This window comes from Mucilaginibacter sp. (genome assembly GCF_028288105.1).
Lineage (GTDB): Bacteria > Bacteroidota > Bacteroidia > Sphingobacteriales > Sphingobacteriaceae > Mucilaginibacter.
The window spans coordinates 1-16,628 of record NZ_JAQBOI010000328.1 but is presented as its reverse complement, the minus strand read 5'-3'; the positions used below and the strand labels follow the sequence as shown (position 1 = coordinate 16,628).

The window sequence follows — 16,628 nt, the reverse complement described above, 5'->3', positions numbered from 1 at the left end:
CATCCATCATTATCACCTTTTTACCCTCTATAATAAAATCTATTTTAGTTTGGTTGGGCACCAGTGGTGATCCCTGCCTGCGAAAATCGTCGCGGTAAAAGGTGATATCCAGGTCGCCCTGTTCTATGTTGTTATGGGGTAATATCTTTCTAAGTTCTTCGGCAACGCGTTTGGCTAGGTAAATGCCCCGGGGCTGTATGCCAATTAAAACCGAGCCGGAAAAATCGTTATGATTTTCAATTAATTGACGACATAAACGCTGAATTGTTATTTGAAATTTTTGACCGTCGAGCAGCGTTAGATTTTGCATCGTATGGGTGGATTTGGGCAAAGGTAATTTTTTTTGCTGATTTGTGGAATAGTGCACAGAGATTAGTTGAAATCAATCTATAAAAAAGCCCCCTGATAATTGTGAGGCTTTGGTATATAATTTATTTTATTATTTCAATAGCATTTATAAAAACAGAACTAACATCTAAAAGATGAAGCAGTACCTTGTTCGAAAACACCTCCACAACTTTTTCATTTATAGTTGCAAACTGCCTAATTTCCTTTTTTGGATACACTAAAACAATCTTAGACGCACCATTTATTGTTAAACAGTATTGGCTATCCTGTAATTGCTGTGGGTCAAAAATCTGTAGAAAGGCGTTATTACTTAAATAAAATGTCAACAGATCAATATCAAATACAACAGATTCAATTTTCTCACAAGTTTGCTTTATCTTATGTTCAGTTCCCCATATTTCAATATTTCTTATTCTTTTTAAAATGTTAATATTTACATCTGAAGGCATTATATCAGTTTTTTGAAATCGTGGAAATTCGATTTCATCAAATACTTTCGGGATATCTTTTTCCCATAGATACTGTTCCATATCAGGAAAATTTGAGCCAACCCAACTGACAAAAGCATTTTCATCATCAACTACAGTTTCATTTACCCCATTTAACTTAATTCTACCCAATAAAAGGTTCCTTTTGATTTTCAAAAGTTTGTGATATAATGCGCGCATATGTGAGATACTACCAGCGGAATAAAATTCGACCAGTTGTTCGTAATCCTTCAACAATAGCTCTTTCATTTGATGATTATAATAGTTGAATTAAGCTTTACTTTTTGAATTTCATAAGTTTACTACACCTAAGCATATAAATCTAATACAATAATTAATAAGCACAAAAAAAGCCCTTCCGATTGATCGGAAGGGCTTTGGTATTGAATATTTAAAAGCTTATTTAGCTTCTTCTTCTTCAGTTTCAGCAGCAGGAGCTTCAGCTTCTGGTTCTGCTTTTTTAGCTGGAGCAGCAGCAACAGGAGCTTTTTTAGCTGCTTTGTTTTCTGCACCTTCCATTTGCTCTTTTAACTGAGCAAGAACGCTAAGGTCACCTAAAGTTGATTTCTCTACTGATTCTTTCACTTTCTTAACCGCGTTGTTAGCAGATTTTGCTTCTTTTTTACGGTTTTCGAATTCTTGTACACGAGCATCAGTACGAGCTTCTTCCCATATACGTGAGTGTGAAATTACAATACGCTTGTTTTCTTTGTTGAATTCGATGATCTTGAATTCAGCAGTTTCTTCAGCTTTGATAGATTTACCGTCTTCTTTAACCAGGTGTTTGGTTGGGCAGAAGCCTTCAACACCGTAAGGTAAAGCTACGATAGCACCTTTATCAGTTACTTTTAACACGGTACCTTCATGTATTGAATCAATAGTGAAGATGGTTTCAAAAGTATCCCAAGGGTTTTCTTCAAGCTGTTTGTGGCCTAAGCTTAATTTACGGTTATCGATATCAAGCTCTAAAACTATTACGTCTAATTTTTCGCCAACCTTAGTAAATTCGTTAGGGTGGTTTACTTTTTTAGACCAAGATAGGTCAGAGATGTGGATCAAGCCGTCAATTCCATCTTCCAGTTCAACAAACACGCCAAAGTTGGTCATGTTTTTAACTGTAGCGATGTGCTGAGTACCAATAGCGTATTTCTCGCCAGCGTTTTGCCATGGATCAGGAGTTAATTGCTTAATACCTAAACTCATTTTGCGCTCGTCGCGATCTAAGGTTAATACCTGAGCTTCAACTTCGTCGCCAACTTTCAGGAATTCCTGAGGGTTACGCAGGTTTTGAGACCATGACATTTCTGACACGTGGATCAAACCTTCAACACCCGGGATGATTTCTAAGAAAGCGCCGTAATCTGCAACAGTTACAATTTTACCTTTAACCTTTGAACCAATCTGTAGATTTTCATCTAATGACTGCCAAGGGTGTGGGGTTAATTGTTTTAAACCTAAAGCGATACGTTTTTTCTCGTCATCAAAATCAAGAACAACAACGTTGATCTTCTGATCCAATGCAAGAACTTCTCTTGGATGCTCGATACGGCCCCAAGATATATCTGTAATGTGTAGTAAACCGTCAACACCACCAAGGTCAATAAATACACCAAAGTCGGTAATGTTTTTAACGGTACCTTCCAATACCTGGCCTTTTTCAAGTTTGGCCACAATTTCGGTTTTTTGGTTTTCCAAATCATCTTCAATCAGCACTTTGTGCGATACCACTACGTTTTTAAACTCGTGGTTGATCTTAACAACTTTGAATTCCATTGTTTTACCCACATAGATATCATAATCCCTGATAGGTTTGATATCAATTTGTGAACCTGGTAAAAAGGCTTCAACGCCCATTATATCTACAATTAAACCACCTTTAGTTCTGCTCTTAACAAAACCTGTGATGATCTCATCATTATCCAGTGCCGAATTAATACGCTCCCATGATTTTTGAGTTTTTGCACGTTTACGAGAAAGCACTAACTGACCGTTAGCATCTTCTTGTGATTCTACAAATACTTCAACGCTATCACCAACTTTAAGGTCTGGTGTATCACGGAACTCAGAAACAGATACCAAACCGTCAGATTTAAATCCGATGTTTAATACCACATCTTTGTTATTGATATTTACAACAATACCTGAGATAATTTCGCCTTTAGTGATTGAACTGAATGTTCCGTCGTAAAGTTTCTCTAATTTCTCGCGGTCGCTATCGCTGTAGTTACCAAATTTTTTGTCATCTGCATCCCAGTCAAAATCCTGATCAGGTGTAGATGCAATTTGAGATTTGATCTCTTCGATTGATATTGAATCAGCTTCTGATTCAATTGTTTCTTTTTCTGCGGTTGCCGTAACTGTACCCAGCTCAGCTTCCTTAGCTTTTAATTCTTTTTCTGCTTCTTGTTTTTTTGCCATTAATAAATTTTACTCCTTTTTCCCAACACTTAATTGGGACTGCAAAGGTACGGATATAATTTTTATCTATAAAAATATATTTAATGTTAAATATTGGTTTTTAAGCACTTTTATTGAAAAAGTTAATGATTTTGATGGGATCCTGATGCAGATATGTAATTATTGCGCTAATATTTTTGCAACGCATAGCCTCAATTTTCCAGATTACACTTCCGGATAATTCAGCTTCGCCCCTATCTCGTTATATATGCTCATGAAATTTGCTATCAATCCAAGGCGATAATCTAATAACAGGCCTGTCATTTCGTCCTCCTGCTGCGGAGTAAACGGATTGCGCCATACCCGCATGCAAATGCGTTTAAGGGCGTAAGTTACCTGCTCTATATTAATATAGGTGTTTAAATAGCGGCTGCGCTTAAACTCTTCATAAAATTTAAAGAATACATCCGGGTTTTTCATCTCCGCAAAAACCAAAAATTCGCGAATAATTGCTAATTCGCAATTATCCAGGTGATCATAAAAGTCACTTACAATTATCTCATTTGTGGTGATGAGCAGGTTATCCAGTATCAGCTCGATAGCGATATGCCCTAAAAAGAAAGGCTTAACCGGCGACCCTACTATAGCGGGTGCAAGCAGGTTTTTCAGGTTGTGCGAGTGGGTAAGAAAGAAATCGGCGGAGTGGAAGTGTTTATCTACCAGCAAATGTTTGTTCCAGCCCTGTATAATCGAATTAACTTTTGGATCGGTATGCACCAACTTCTCAGGGTGCAGCACTATAGTTTTGTCTGCATTCTTTAACAGATCAGGCAATACGGTGCCTAATGTAAAGTAGCAATCGGTAGTATCCCGGTCAAAATAATAGTGCGAAAGAAAATTCATAGGCGGCGCTGGTATGAGTGTTCGGAACAAATTACAAAAATCGGGCTAAAAATTTAGGACGGGCAACAGATATTATAATATAATGACCGTTTAATAACTCTATTTTAACAAGTATCACACCAGAATATATGTGCAGATGTGCAAATATGCAAGTGTGCAGATGTTTAATTTATCAGTTGCCACATGCTTGTTAATTTGCATATTTGCACATTCGCACATTTGCACATTTATAATATGAATTTTGTTGAAGAATTACGCTGGAGAGGCATGCTGCATGATATTATGCCCGGCACCGAAGAACATTTGAACAAGGGCATGGCTTCGGGATATATTGGTTTTGACCCTACTGCCGATTCGTTGCACGTAGGCCACTTAACCCAGATCATGACCCTGATACATTTCCAGCGTGCAGGCCACAAGCCTTATGCCCTGGTTGGCGGCGCTACCGGTATGGTTGGCGATCCATCAGGTAAATCGGCAGAGCGTAATTTACTATCAGAGGATGTATTGAACCACAACCTAAAATCTGTACAGGCGCAACTTGAAAAATTCCTGGATTTTAATAGCGGTGCCAACAGCGCCGAAATGGTGAACAATTACGACTGGTTTAAAAACTTCACCTTTTTAGATTTTATACGTGATGTAGGTAAACACCTTACCGTTAATTATATGATGGCTAAGGATTCGGTTAAGAAACGACTGGAAGGCGAAACCGGCATGTCGTTCACCGAATTTACTTACCAACTGGTACAGGGTTACGATTTTTACTACCTGTGGAAGAATAAGAATTGCGTATTGCAAATGGGCGGCAGCGACCAGTGGGGCAATATTGTTACCGGTACGGAGCTTATCCGCCGTAAAGATGCAGGCGAGGCTTATGCCTTAACTACCCAGTTAATTAAAAAAGCAGATGGAACCAAATTCGGTAAAACCGAGAGTGGCGCGGTTTGGCTTGACCCGGCGCGTACATCGCCTTACCAGTTTTACCAGTTTTGGTTAAATACTACTGATGTTGATGCTAAGGCATACATCCGCATATTTACTTTATCTGAACGCGAGGTTATTGAAGCAATGGAGACAGAGCACGATGCAGCACCGCATACACGTGTATTGCAAAAAGCTTTGGCAAAAGATATCACATTACGCGTACACGGCGAAGCCGGATTTGAAAAAGCGATAAAATCATCTGAATTTTTATTCGGCAATACCGGCATTGAGTTTTTAAACGAACTTAACGATGAAGAAGTAATTGCCTTGTTTAGTGGCGTACCTAATTTTGCGGTAGATAAAAGTGAATTTGAAACAGGCATAAACGCAACAGAACTTTTGGCAGGTAAAACTGCGGTATTCCCATCAAAAGGCGAAGCTAAAAAAATGATACAAGGTGGTGGTGTGGCTATAAATAAAGAAAAAACAAACACCCCAGAAGACATTTATAACGTTGATAACCTTATCAATAACAAATACTTAGTGGCGCAAAAAGGCAAGAAAAATTATTTTTTAATTGTTGTTGAATAATTTGATAATACGACAAATGGTATTTATATTTGTATAAATGTCGTACAAAATAAAACATACTGCAAAAAACGAGGTTAATGAACCTATGGCAATGTATATTACCCAGGCTTCATCAACCCCGTTTTATAATTTGTTAGGTGGTGCCAAAACAGCAAAACCTTCTTCTGATTTTGACATCATTAACCTGGCACGCCAGGGCTTTCCGAAAAAAGCCCTGTTAACTTTAGCAAAAAAAATATCTCTAAACATTCAGGAGTTAGCCAATATCCTGCATATCTCTGAGCGTACTTTACAACGTTACGAGGATGATGCCATCATCAAAACCGAGTACGCCGAAAAGGCCGTTGAGCTTGCCCGCCTGTATACCCGCGGCGAGGAAGTTTTTGGATCTATGGATAAGTTTAAACTTTGGATAAAAGCCCCAAGCATTATATTTAATGGCGAGGCACCAGTTACATTTTTAGATACTTCTGCAGGCTTTGATATGGTTTTTAACGAACTGGGCCGTATAGAGCACGGCATTTTTGTATAAATGATTCTTTACCGCATTGCTAATTGTAATTACATAACCAATCTTGATGGTATGGGCGCGCGCTTATATGGTGCACGTTGGAACAGTAAAGGGAACGCGGTTGTATACCTTGCATCATCCCGGGCTTTGGCTGTGTTAGAAGTTTTAGTGCACCTGCAGCCACTATTTACCCCACCCAATTTTTGCCTTGCCCAAATTGAAGTGCCTGATGATAGTATTTTAACCCTCGATATTAAGTCCCTGCCAGATAACTGGCAGGATGCTTCATCCCCCGCCGAATTAAAAACTTTAGGCAATCAATTTATTAAAGAAACTAAATACTTACTGATGAAAGTGCCATCATCAGTAGTGCCCGAGGAATATAACTACCTGCTTAACCCCCGGCATACCGATATTAGTAAGGTTAAAATTCTAAACATCTACCCTTTTAGCTTCGACGACAGGCTACTTTAGCTATTCTTATCCGTAAAAAATAAATTACAACAAAGCTATTCTTATTTCAAACTAAATATTTAGTTTTATCGGATATTAATGAGTGATCTATGGAAAGGCTATTATTAAGTTTTGCATTTTTACTGTTATTGACCATTAACTCTGTTGCACAAAAAGCGGATGTTGCCATTGGTAAAGCCACCTACGAGCTCATCCACGTTCGCGACACTGCTAACCGCGGCAAGCCCTATAAAGAAACCATGGCTTTAATATTGGGCCGTAATGCCAGCGCCTATCACAGCATTACCAAACAACAACAGGAAGAAATGTTTGCTAACCAAATAGCCAACCAGGTAAAAAGCGCGACCGACCCTAACCACCTTAACCTTACTATTACCGGCGGTGGTGCGGTAAGCAGCGAGGAATATTACCAATATACAAATGATAAAAAGCTATATACCGAAGAACAGATAGTCAATTATTATTTGGTAGAAGAGCCTTTACCTGTCATTAAATGGAAAATACAAAAAGACACTTTAAGCATTGGGGCATTGCATTGCCAAAAAGCAACCGCTCATTTTAAAGGTCGGGAGTATGAAGCGTGGTTTTGCACAGACCTGCCTTTTCATGCCGGCCCCTGGAAACTTAACGGCTTACCGGGACTGATAATAGAAGCATCTGATACCAAAAAGGAGGTGATATTTAAATTTAACAGCTTTGAGGATATCAGCAACCTGAATCAAACCATTTTACCCCCTGCAGATGATATTAAAACCACTCCGCAAGATTTGGCAAGGCTAAAGGAAGCAAGAGCTAAAGACCCTGCTGGCTTTAACAAGGCATCGCGTGGCGGTGGCACGGGAAAAAGAAGGGGAATAGCAGCAGCTATGGATAATATAGACCCCAGCAAGATATCAAGTATTAATGTGGTAAAAGCGACTGATGGTAATTCGAGGGTTAACAACAACCCGATAGAATTGCCCGAAAAAAAATAGGCCTGGACATTATCAAAAAGAGTTCAATTTTTTTGTTTAATAAATATATCTACTAATAAATTAGTTAATGTTTTTATATTTGGGTAACTAACTTTTTTATCATGAAAAAAATATTACTCTTCGTTTTATTTTGTGTCGCAATTGCTTTTTATGCTTGTAAAAAAGATAAAAAGGGCAACATGTGCTGGACATGCACAATAAAAATAACTACTTACGAGCCAGATAATGGCCATTTCGCAACATCAGCCGATCAGGAGGTTTGCGATAAAACTGAGGAAGAAATAAGATACTATGAAACAGCCAGGGGCAATACAGCAAATACTGAAGGTGGAGGAAGGGTTGTAACTGAAGTTGCCTGCGCAAAATAACATCCCCCTGTTTGCAAAAACAATACCCGGTGATAATAAGCCATACAATTACCCTTAAAAAAAGCAAACCCGCTTTTGGTGGGTTTCTGTATATACTTAAAAGTCGCTTAACAGCTCCAGTTTTTTATGGTTGTATTCCTCTTGTGAGATCAGCCCATTCTCGAAAAGGGTTTTCAGTCTTTTCAGTTTCTCGGTAAGCTCGTCCTTTTTAGGCTCTTCATGTACAACCGGTGCAGGCGGTGGGGTTGAAACAACAGGCTGTTGTTGCTGTTGTGTAAACGGTTGATGCGCCGCTTGTTGCGTATGGTCAATTTGTACTGAACCAGATTCGGCACGTTTTTCTTCCAGTTCGCGCAGGCGGCGGGCTTCACGCTCGGCCTCTTTACGTTCCTGGGCGTATTGGTACAGCTTACGAGCCTGTACTTTGGGCAGATAATCTACACCCATTTCGGTACCTATTGTAGTTTTAGCGCTAAATACAGCACCTATAATTTCCTCTTTGGTATAAACGTCAACAATATCTTTCCATACAAAATCAACAAATTTGATGGATAGCCCCAGGTTTGCCGGGGTAAAGAACAGGATACGTTTGTTAGTGAGCGCTATACAGTCAGGAAAAAGGTTTACAATAGGTTTTTTTTGTACTGCTATATATATTATTTCCTCGCCTGTTGTAAGCAGATCAACCAAACGGCTGTAAACTTTTTCAACGGCTTTAGGATCTTGTTCGTCGCGTAAGAATTTATCGATCATGATATTAATGTTCTTTATTGAGGCAAAAATAAGAATATTATTATAACCCTTTGTAAATTTAACTTTTAGCTTACCAGTAAGTTGCAGCCCCGGATATCGGAATTATCAAAGCGCCCTAAAACCTCGAAGGAGCCATCCTCATAAACTTTCCCTAAGTCTTGCGTAGCAATGAACGAGCAGGAGTTAATATTGGCCAGATCGATAATATTTACGCCGCCTGTTTTGCCGGCACTCACCAATGTAAAAGGGTCGTTGGTATCCCTTGTGATGATCTTCATCCATAGCGGGCAATTAAATATGCCCTCTCCTTTTGAATAAGCCTGTGATAAAAGTTCCGTCATTCCATACTCCGAATGGATAGCAGATACGCCAAACCCGGAGCATAACGCATTATGTAATTCCTCGCGGATCATTTCCTTACGGCGGCCTTTCATCCCTCCGGTTTCCATCACTATCAGTTCGGGAAAATCAATTTTATAATTATCAATAAAATCAAGCAAAGCAAAGGTTACCCCTATCAGCAAGGTTGGTTTATCAGCTTGCTTTTGGGTTTGCAATACATTGTAAAGTTCTTCATGGTTGTACAAAAAGAAACCGCTATTTGTGTTACCTGATTGCGTTATCAGATCTTGCGCCATATAGATCAGCGATGAACCTTCACGTTCAAGGTATGAGGGTAATAGGGCTAACACGATATAGTCTTTTATATCGCCATAAAATAAACTGAACGCCTTGCGGAAGCTTTCTTCGTACCAGCTTACATCGGTAACGTGGTGGCTGCTGGTGATCATTCCTGTAGTGCCCGAGCTTGTAAAAACAACATCATCTGGTTTAGTAGAGGTGACTACGTTATGCGATTTAAAAAACTCGACAGGTAAAAATGGGATCTGTTCAATCAATTTTACGCCGGCAGGGTCAACCTTTAAACCGTTAATGAACTCTTTATAAACATCGCAATTAGTCGCCTGGTATTGGAATACCTGTAAAGTAGTTTCAACGAAACCCTGCTCGTTATTTATGGCGAATACCTGTTGTTTACCCGGCTGTATCATACTACCACAAAGATAGTGTGAATATGCAGATGTGCGGATATTCACCTATATAAAATGACAGATGGGTGGATAGTCCGCAAGTATCGGGTTTTACCGGGGGTGAATTTGCTGGAGATTTGAGAAAAATAAAAACATCATGAACACATTTAAAATTGTACCGCTATCAAAATCATTCGTGCAAAAAATAAGATCAACAAGGGTTGATGATTTTGGCAACCCGGTTATTGAACAATTAGCTACCGGCCTTGGCCCATGTAGGGTATCGTTAAAACCGTTTGAAAAGGGGGTTGACACTCGTCTTCTATTTAAGCATTCGCCTTTTGATATCGAAAATGCCTATAACCAGCCCGGCCCGGTTTTTATAAATAAGGATGAAGTGGAAGAATACAGTAACATTCACCACTTCCCGCCAGAGATAAAGGCTAACAAAAAGAGCTTCCCATTAACACTTATTGGCTACAATAAACAACAAATGATGATTTTAACAGAAACAGTGGGCGACAAAGACATTGATGAACTGATAACAACGATATTTGAGCAACGGGCAGATGTTGAATATCTGCATGCACGTAACGCGCAGGCCTGCTGCTTTATATGTAAAATTGAAAGATTCTGGCAATAGCCTGCAGTAAATGCCGAAATAAATATTTCATTTTGGAGTTATATTTGCTTGTATAAATAATACATTCATAATATATCTATCCCATGAAAACATTAAAATTTTTAAAACTGCCGCTTTTATTAAGCGCATTTTTCATACTCGCGTCGGCAAAACCTGCCGATGATAAAGGCACTGCAAAAATAATCGATGCCACCAAGGTTATCAAAGCGTTTAGTCAGATGAAAGAAAGCATCCCGCATGAATTGATAGCAGAATACGAGGGTATTGTTATTATTCCTAAACTGATCAACGCCGGTTTTGGCATTGGAGGTAAACGCGGCCAGGGTGTTGCTATGGTGAAATTAGCAGACGGCAAATGGAGCGACCCTGTATTCATCACCCTTACTGGTGGCAGCATTGGTTTCCAAATTGGTGTACAATCGGTTGATATGGTTTTGGTTTTCCGCAATAAAGGCGTTTTGGCCAAGGTTGAAAGCGGCGACTTTACCATTGGTGGTGATGTTTCGGCGGCAGCAGGCCCGGTTGGCCGCAGCTCTACTGCCAGCACCGACTATAAACTACAGGCCGAAGTTTACTCCTATTCACGCAGTAAGGGTTTGTTTGCAGGTATCAGTATCAACGGCTCTAACCTGGCGATCAACAAAAGTGCAAACGAGGCGTACTACGGCGAAAGCACTGCATCTGCAGATATCTTTGCAAGATCGGTAGATAAAACTGCAGCTGTTACAGAGTTAAAAGCAACACTAAACGCTTTGTAATTTAAGCACCCCCTTAAAGTGAAAGCCCCGACCAGGTAATGGTTGGGGCTTTTTTGTTATGCTGAAAGCTTAATAAAATTAAGGAGTAAAACTGGTCTTTGTTTGCCTGTGAACTCATTGCGATTATTACTTACACCATTATTCGCTAAAGCGGGTGAATAATCACAAACAATATACTTTAATAGATAATATAGAAGTGAAAAATCAGGTAGTGTTTCAGTTTGAAATTTAATTTTCACCTGTAGCCTTAACCCCATATCGTATTGCCGCTTCAAATATATCCATATTTATATCTTTTAGCGATTTGAATTTAATACAATATCCGCTCACACTCGCCTTGCCTATTTGTTTCCCATACGCTTGGGCTAAGTATGTCTTATCTTCGATACCGAGGACATAGACAGAGATTCCGGTTGTGTTTGCGCTCATACCAATTTGATAAAACTCTCTGGTTTTTCCATCAGCATATTTTATGATGTAAGATCCATATCCTATATTAGGATTAGAAACAGTTTTATTTTCACTGTTTTTACCATCCAGGAACCATAGTTTGCATTCCGGTAACACCTGAAGTATGAACGTATGCAACTCTTGCATGTCAGTACGCTTTGGTTCAGGTTGGCTGGCAATATACTCGTTGATTTGGTCTTGTACGTTCATATGATATATTGATTATGGGTTGCTTACTTTGCCTTTTCAAATCTCCCTTTATTTTTAATCATACACTAATTTCCGCTTTTCTTTGGTTCATCACTCAAATTTCAAACTGAGACACTACCAAAAATCACATGGCTTTAGCTGACAACACCAACATGACTAAAACACACTTCACTATATTTTAAATACGTGAATCAACCCTCACGGTTGTCATATTGCTGCTTTCAAAGGTTAGGTTAACAGATCTATTTCCATTTGGCCTGGTGCGATGTATAACATTTTTGGGTATCGTAAATAGCTGATTAGGAAACAACTCAACAGTTTTATCTTCCAGATCAATAAATATGGAGCCTTCAATGACCAAAAAACTTTCGTCTGATTCCGGGTGCAAATGCCAAAAATAAGGTTCGGTCATTACGCCCATTCTTACTATATGGTCATTCACACTGGCAACGGGTATATTTTTGTATGCCTCGTTTGTTATGGCCTCTTTAGTGATATCAATTATGGTTAAATCTTGGGTATTCATTGCTTAATGTTTTTGTGCCCTTTCTCTTCGCAATCGCTCGGCTCCGGCCGAGTGATCATTATTATAAGGCCTCCGGCCTATTCTCATATAACGGCGGGACGCCGCTTAATAACCGTCACCCGGCTGGAGCCGAGCGACTGCGGTAGCGGGTTAGTCCAATAGTTTTTCAAGTGCATCTTTCGCCATTTCATCAACTCCATCTTCCACCTCAATTTTTGATGGGTATTCAGAAATCCTTTTTAAAACTGACATCAATTCTGGAACTGGCTTACTCGGGGATCTGCCTATTAATAAAACAATCCAATACTTCCACATCCCATCATCAGAATTTAAAATAGAAAGCAATTCATCTTTCATTTCATTTACATGCGGGGTTAAATATTGTGCTACCTCATGGGCAACAGGCCAATTCATATCCTGTAGCCACTCCAATAGTTCAGGAATATCTGCGCTTATAGCTTCAAATTCAAGAAGCTTAAGGCGTTCAGCTGCTTCAATATCAAACTTATTTTTTGGAATGTAATCTTTCATTTTTATAATCTGTCCCTGTTAATCTGTGGTCGATATTAATACCTTTCCACTACCCTTTCTCAAACGCCCGTTTCACCAACCAACCCGACAACGCCGACATCCCTCCTGCCAACCCGCCAATTAACGCAGTTACAGCCAATAATACCCCCCAGTTGGGTAAATGGAACATGTGCGCTACACGTGTGGCCAGTATATGTTCGTTAGGGAAACTTTTTAATAAGGCCAATGCTATCCAGGCTAAAGATAACCCCATAAAGCCCGACCAAAATGCCCAGCTTGATCTTTTACCGAAGATGAAGGCGGCGCCAAAGGCCAGTATACAACCAACCCACCAGGGGAAAAGGTAACCGCTTATAAATGCCAATAACAATATTACAGGGAACAGCATAAGTCTATTTGCTTAAGGTTAACGTTTTTTTAATTCGGGGTGATGTTTCTGTGGCCGATTGCAGGAACAGCAGTTCTTCTAACTTTCCATCTTTCCAGGTTTGCAGCATATCGTCATAAAAAAAGCTGCCGGGATTACCAGATTGCCCGCCGGGGAAAATACCATAGCCTTTTACCTGTGGCCCCATTTGCACCACCATTCGCCACGAAGGGCCATGCCCGTCAATCAGCGCGTTTACGGTAGAGCCTGTTCCACCAGATACAAAATTACCAGAGCCAAAGCCGGGCACATGGCCCAGATGAGCTACTTCAAAGGGTTTTACTTTACCCCATTGCCAGCTTTCGCCAATTTCACCATGATCTTTTACCAAGCCGTTAACAGTTGCGTTAAAAGAACTGCTCAATACATCGGCAGCGGTTTCTACAATTGGGGTACGCTTGTTATCAAACCATGTGGAGTTTGGTTCTTTTATCAGTAATGTTTCTGTCCTGTCCATTGTAGGATAATACAAAAGTGTTTTCTTATCCTCAAAATTATCCCGCCAGGTAAGGTTGTAAAACCTAACCCACCAGTTGCTAAAAATGCTGGCCCCAACAGATTTCGCGTTACAATATTTATCCCATTTCTTTAAGGTATCTAAGGCTGCCAGCTGGGTATCATCAAGTTTACTGGCATCCAGGTATTTTAACATGGTTGGCAGTATATCCTGTGCACGGATGCTGTAATCGTCCGTTTGTAAAACGCGCATGCTATCAACCGTGGCTTTTTTCATGGCGGTAAGGCGGTCGTTTATGCGTTTGCCACGTTCATAGCCTTCAAACTTCCAGTTAATATAGTATGGGTAGGTTTGGTCTGTTGATGATTGATTGGCCGAACTTACAAAACCGCGCGGTGGATTTTTTACCGTAGGGTTTTGATCAAATGGGATCCAGCCGTGCCAATCGTTAGCCGGGTCGCCGCCATCCATAATAAATTTACCCTGATCTTTATACTTCAGTGGCAACTTACCATTTGGTGTAATGGCGATATCGTTATCCGCGGAAGCGAAAATAAAGTTCTGCGCCGGGGCTGTGTAATACTTTAGTGCTTCGCGATAATCGGTATAATTGCTTGCCCTGTTAAGCAGGTAAAAGGTTTTAAACTCGTCGCTTTCATCGTGCGCTATCCAGCGAAGGGCATTCCCTACAGGTATGTTGATCCGGCCTTTTTTAGCCATATCGGCGTTATCATACACCACTGGGCCATAATGAGTATATAAAACGGTATCAATTAGTGGCTTTTGGCCAAGTATTTTTATCTCTTCAACCTTGCGGTTAACCTTATTCCATTTATTGTTGTACCAGTATTCGGTACGGTTAGCATCTTTAAATTTCACCTGGTACCAATCCAATATATCGGCATCTACATTCGTAACGCCCCAGCTTACTTTTTGGTTATAACCAATAACAACACAAGGCGCGCCCGGTAAAGTAACGCCATACACATTTACCCCGGGGGCCGACATTTGCATTTGATACCAAATGGATGGAAGCGTAAGGTCCAGATGTGGGTCGTTCGCTAAAATAGGGTAACCATTTGCAGTTTTTGAGCCACTAACCGCCCAGTTATTGCTCCCTATGCCCTCTATCTTTTCCTTATCCTTCATACTGGCCAGCATTTGTGCTTTAAAAGCAGCGGGCGGTGCAGGTATGGGCAAGGGTTTAAAATTCCATTTTGTCCCTGTGGGGATAATGGGATCTTCGTGGGTTGGATAATCAGGGAACAGATCGTTGGTTACCTGTGCGCCAAATTTATCAAGCACATTGGTCATGGCCAGTTCGTTAGAGCCGCCTGCCAGGGTTTCCGACATTAGTTTCAGCAAATACGCCGAGTTAATAGGTTTCCACTCTTCGGGCGCGTAGTTCAATAATTTAAACTCGATAGGATAACCGCCGGGTTTAAGTTGTTTGATATAAGCATTAACGCCATCGCTATAAGCGTTGATCACCTTGCTCATCACCGGGTCTTTCATGATGCCTTGCAGGGTATGTTCGGCGCCATAGGTCATACCCATCCGGCGGTGATAGCGGTCAAGTTCTAAAGCTTTGGGTCCAACAACTTCTGATAACCTGCCTGCCGCGCTGCGGGTTTGGATATCCATTTGCCAAAGGCGGGCTTTAGCGGTTAAATATCCCTGCACATAGTACAGGTCGTGATCGTTCTCGGCAAAAATATGCGGCACCATGTTCTCATCATACCTGATGGTCACCTTTCCCTGCAGTGCCTTAAGCTCTAATTTTTCTGTGGGAATAATGTTTTTACTTTCGGCATTTTGCCAGAAACCGGTTGAGGGATTAAGGAATTCGCCAAGAGGCGGTACATCGCCAAATTTTGTTTGTAAGGCCCAAATAAGGGCGAGGGTAAATACTATGGATAGGATGGCCTTAAATACTTTCATTAGGTTGGGTATTTGCAAGCAAGTTACGTAAAACGCACCTAAAGATTTTACAAATTCAAAAAGTTGTTAAATCTGAAATGCCACCGTATCGCGCTGTTTCCTTGATCTGCGTTTTTTGTATGGCCGTTTGGCTTTCTTCACTTTCTTTTCTACCCGCTGGGTTTTGGCTTCCTTCCTAAAGTTCCATGGCGGGGTTGGGTTGGCATCCTGCCACAAACCCAGGCGGCTTTCGCGGGCGTGCTGCTCCAATACAGCCAGTTCCATATTTTTTGAATAGGCACGATATTGCCAGGCGTAGCCTTGTTTTACAATCTCATAGTTTACGTTGATGCCGTTTTCCAGTTCTACCTGCCCTACTGTGCGGCCATAACGATCGTGCTGGTTGCCAATAAGCTTCACCATTTTGCCGAAGCATAGGTCGGAAGTAAATTGCTTTGCCGCCTGCCCAAATGCCTGGCTCTTTTCGGGGCAATCTATTTCAGATAATCTTACGGTGATACTCTGGTTATCGGGAGATAACAGCACCAAAGTATCGCCATCTTTTACACCCACAACTTTGTAAAGCGTTTCATTTTTATTACAGCCGATAGAAAGGATAAAGACAAACAGGCAAAGGAGAAAGGACTTTTTGAGCATGGGGCTAAGATATCAATTTGTGTTATTTAACCACAGAGGGCACGGAGAGAAAACACAAAGAGCACGGAGGATTTTGTTTCACGCAAAGACGCAGTGACGCAATTGATGATTTAAACACTTCTGCGTCTTAGCGTCTTCGCGTGACAACAGTTAATTGCTATGCAAGCTCCAGCTATTACCATCCGGATCTTTTACGGTAGCGAAACGGCCCCATGGGGTTTCGTCAACCTTGCCTGCTTCTATACCTTTCGCTGCAAGGTCTGCTATAGATGCATCAATGTCGT

Annotated in this window: 19 protein-coding genes; 7 read left to right on the top strand and 12 right to left on the bottom strand. The window is 40.6% G+C overall.

Annotation, left to right across the window (positions count from 1 at the left end):
* The 4 genes from JWQ85_RS21705 to JWQ85_RS21690 form a co-directional block, all read right to left on the bottom strand.
* On the bottom strand, window positions 1–310 hold a 310-nt coding region (locus JWQ85_RS21705; protein ID WP_299471752.1), incomplete at its 3' end, for a phosphoribosyltransferase family protein.
* A gap of 121 nt (window positions 311–431) precedes the next feature.
* Window positions 432–1,085: a hypothetical protein gene (locus JWQ85_RS21700; RefSeq protein WP_299471750.1), complete on the bottom strand. Its 654-nt coding sequence runs from the start codon at window positions 1,083–1,085 to the stop codon at window positions 432–434.
* A 150-nt stretch (window positions 1,086–1,235) separates the two neighbouring features.
* A complete protein-coding gene (gene rpsA / locus JWQ85_RS21695; protein ID WP_299471748.1) occupies window positions 1,236–3,254 on the bottom strand; it encodes a 30S ribosomal protein S1 in 2,019 nt (672 codons plus the stop codon).
* A 204-nt stretch (window positions 3,255–3,458) separates the two neighbouring features.
* Window positions 3,459–4,136 (bottom strand): hypothetical protein, encoded by a 678-nt coding sequence (locus tag JWQ85_RS21690; RefSeq protein WP_299471746.1) that lies wholly within the window; start codon window positions 4,134–4,136, stop codon window positions 3,459–3,461.
* Window positions 4,137–4,370: 234 nt separating this feature from the next.
* On the opposite strand from JWQ85_RS21690, the gene tyrS reads away from it, so the two are divergent.
* From tyrS to JWQ85_RS21665, 5 genes are all read left to right on the top strand, one after another.
* Window positions 4,371–5,654, top strand: coding sequence for a tyrosine--tRNA ligase (gene tyrS, locus JWQ85_RS21685; RefSeq protein WP_299471744.1), 1,284 nt, complete (start codon window positions 4,371–4,373; stop codon window positions 5,652–5,654).
* A 37-nt stretch (window positions 5,655–5,691) separates the two neighbouring features.
* Entirely contained in the window at window positions 5,692–6,186 is a 495-nt protein-coding gene (locus tag JWQ85_RS21680) for an antitoxin Xre-like helix-turn-helix domain-containing protein (protein ID WP_299471742.1), read from the top strand.
* The gene (locus JWQ85_RS21675; RefSeq protein ID WP_299471740.1) at window positions 6,187–6,639 is read left to right on the top strand and encodes an RES family NAD+ phosphorylase; all 453 of its coding nucleotides are present in this window, start codon (window positions 6,187–6,189) and stop codon (window positions 6,637–6,639) included.
* Between the two features lie 89 nt (window positions 6,640–6,728).
* On the top strand, window positions 6,729–7,613 hold the full coding sequence (locus JWQ85_RS21670) for a GLPGLI family protein (RefSeq protein WP_299471738.1): 885 nt from the start codon (window positions 6,729–6,731) through the stop codon (window positions 7,611–7,613).
* Between the two features lie 101 nt (window positions 7,614–7,714).
* The gene (locus tag JWQ85_RS21665) at window positions 7,715–7,981 is read left to right on the top strand and encodes a hypothetical protein (RefSeq protein WP_299471736.1); all 267 of its coding nucleotides are present in this window, start codon (window positions 7,715–7,717) and stop codon (window positions 7,979–7,981) included.
* 96 nt (window positions 7,982–8,077) lie between these two features.
* On the opposite strand, the gene JWQ85_RS21660 is transcribed toward JWQ85_RS21665, so the two are convergent.
* Window positions 8,078–8,734 (bottom strand): PH domain-containing protein, encoded by a 657-nt coding sequence (locus JWQ85_RS21660; protein WP_299471734.1) that lies wholly within the window; start codon window positions 8,732–8,734, stop codon window positions 8,078–8,080.
* Window positions 8,735–8,799: 65 nt separating this feature from the next.
* Window positions 8,800–9,786 carry an acyl transferase gene (locus tag JWQ85_RS21655; protein WP_299471754.1) on the bottom strand — a complete coding sequence of 329 codons (987 nt, stop codon included), beginning with the start codon at window positions 9,784–9,786 and terminating at the stop codon, window positions 8,800–8,802.
* Between the two features lie 136 nt (window positions 9,787–9,922).
* On the opposite strand from JWQ85_RS21655, the gene JWQ85_RS21650 reads away from it, so the two are divergent.
* Together JWQ85_RS21650 and JWQ85_RS21645 are read left to right on the top strand one after the other, a co-directional pair.
* Window positions 9,923–10,408, top strand: coding sequence for a DUF1203 domain-containing protein (locus tag JWQ85_RS21650; protein WP_299471732.1), 486 nt, complete (start codon window positions 9,923–9,925; stop codon window positions 10,406–10,408).
* An 83-nt stretch (window positions 10,409–10,491) separates the two neighbouring features.
* Window positions 10,492–11,166, top strand: a complete 675-nt coding sequence (locus JWQ85_RS21645; RefSeq protein ID WP_299471730.1) for a lipid-binding SYLF domain-containing protein — start codon at window positions 10,492–10,494, stop codon at window positions 11,164–11,166.
* Between the two features lie 228 nt (window positions 11,167–11,394).
* On the opposite strand, the gene JWQ85_RS21640 is transcribed toward JWQ85_RS21645, so the two are convergent.
* The 6 genes from JWQ85_RS21640 to JWQ85_RS21615 form a co-directional block, all read right to left on the bottom strand.
* Complete coding sequence (locus tag JWQ85_RS21640) at window positions 11,395–11,826, bottom strand: DUF1801 domain-containing protein (RefSeq protein ID WP_299471728.1); 432 nt, start codon at window positions 11,824–11,826, stop codon at window positions 11,395–11,397.
* Between the two features lie 178 nt (window positions 11,827–12,004).
* Window positions 12,005–12,352 (bottom strand): cupin domain-containing protein, encoded by a 348-nt coding sequence (locus tag JWQ85_RS21635; RefSeq protein ID WP_299471726.1) that lies wholly within the window; start codon window positions 12,350–12,352, stop codon window positions 12,005–12,007.
* A gap of 150 nt (window positions 12,353–12,502) precedes the next feature.
* Window positions 12,503–12,883, bottom strand: a complete 381-nt coding sequence (locus JWQ85_RS21630) for a DUF5071 domain-containing protein (protein WP_299471724.1) — start codon at window positions 12,881–12,883, stop codon at window positions 12,503–12,505.
* 49 nt (window positions 12,884–12,932) lie between these two features.
* Window positions 12,933–13,271: a hypothetical protein gene (locus JWQ85_RS21625; RefSeq protein WP_299471722.1), complete on the bottom strand. Its 339-nt coding sequence runs from the start codon at window positions 13,269–13,271 to the stop codon at window positions 12,933–12,935.
* A 4-nt stretch (window positions 13,272–13,275) separates the two neighbouring features.
* Entirely contained in the window at window positions 13,276–15,708 is a 2,433-nt protein-coding gene (locus JWQ85_RS21620) for a penicillin acylase family protein (RefSeq protein WP_299471720.1), read from the bottom strand.
* A gap of 66 nt (window positions 15,709–15,774) precedes the next feature.
* The gene (locus JWQ85_RS21615; RefSeq protein ID WP_299471718.1) at window positions 15,775–16,344 is read right to left on the bottom strand and encodes a thermonuclease family protein; all 570 of its coding nucleotides are present in this window, start codon (window positions 16,342–16,344) and stop codon (window positions 15,775–15,777) included.
* Between the last annotated feature and the right edge of the window lie 284 nt (window positions 16,345–16,628).

Coding starts and splice junctions, on each gene's coding strand:
- JWQ85_RS21700 (WP_299471750.1), bottom strand. CDS start 1,085: ATGAAAGAGCTATTGTTGAAGGATTACGAACAACTGGTCGAATTTTAT.
- rpsA (WP_299471748.1), bottom strand. CDS start 3,254: ATGGCAAAAAAACAAGAAGCAGAAAAAGAATTAAAAGCTAAGGAAGCT.
- JWQ85_RS21690 (WP_299471746.1), bottom strand. CDS start 4,136: ATGAATTTTCTTTCGCACTATTATTTTGACCGGGATACTACCGATTGC.
- tyrS (WP_299471744.1), top strand. CDS start 4,371: ATGAATTTTGTTGAAGAATTACGCTGGAGAGGCATGCTGCATGATATT.
- JWQ85_RS21680 (WP_299471742.1), top strand. CDS start 5,692: ATGTCGTACAAAATAAAACATACTGCAAAAAACGAGGTTAATGAACCT.
- JWQ85_RS21675 (WP_299471740.1), top strand. CDS start 6,187: ATGATTCTTTACCGCATTGCTAATTGTAATTACATAACCAATCTTGAT.
- JWQ85_RS21670 (WP_299471738.1), top strand. CDS start 6,729: ATGGAAAGGCTATTATTAAGTTTTGCATTTTTACTGTTATTGACCATT.
- JWQ85_RS21665 (WP_299471736.1), top strand. CDS start 7,715: ATGAAAAAAATATTACTCTTCGTTTTATTTTGTGTCGCAATTGCTTTT.
- JWQ85_RS21660 (WP_299471734.1), bottom strand. CDS start 8,734: ATGATCGATAAATTCTTACGCGACGAACAAGATCCTAAAGCCGTTGAA.
- JWQ85_RS21655 (WP_299471754.1), bottom strand. CDS start 9,786: ATGATACAGCCGGGTAAACAACAGGTATTCGCCATAAATAACGAGCAG.
- JWQ85_RS21650 (WP_299471732.1), top strand. CDS start 9,923: ATGAACACATTTAAAATTGTACCGCTATCAAAATCATTCGTGCAAAAA.
- JWQ85_RS21645 (WP_299471730.1), top strand. CDS start 10,492: ATGAAAACATTAAAATTTTTAAAACTGCCGCTTTTATTAAGCGCATTT.
- JWQ85_RS21640 (WP_299471728.1), bottom strand. CDS start 11,826: ATGAACGTACAAGACCAAATCAACGAGTATATTGCCAGCCAACCTGAA.
- JWQ85_RS21635 (WP_299471726.1), bottom strand. CDS start 12,352: ATGAATACCCAAGATTTAACCATAATTGATATCACTAAAGAGGCCATA.
- JWQ85_RS21630 (WP_299471724.1), bottom strand. CDS start 12,883: ATGAAAGATTACATTCCAAAAAATAAGTTTGATATTGAAGCAGCTGAA.
- JWQ85_RS21625 (WP_299471722.1), bottom strand. CDS start 13,271: ATGCTGTTCCCTGTAATATTGTTATTGGCATTTATAAGCGGTTACCTT.
- JWQ85_RS21620 (WP_299471720.1), bottom strand. CDS start 15,708: ATGAAAGTATTTAAGGCCATCCTATCCATAGTATTTACCCTCGCCCTT.
- JWQ85_RS21615 (WP_299471718.1), bottom strand. CDS start 16,344: ATGCTCAAAAAGTCCTTTCTCCTTTGCCTGTTTGTCTTTATCCTTTCT.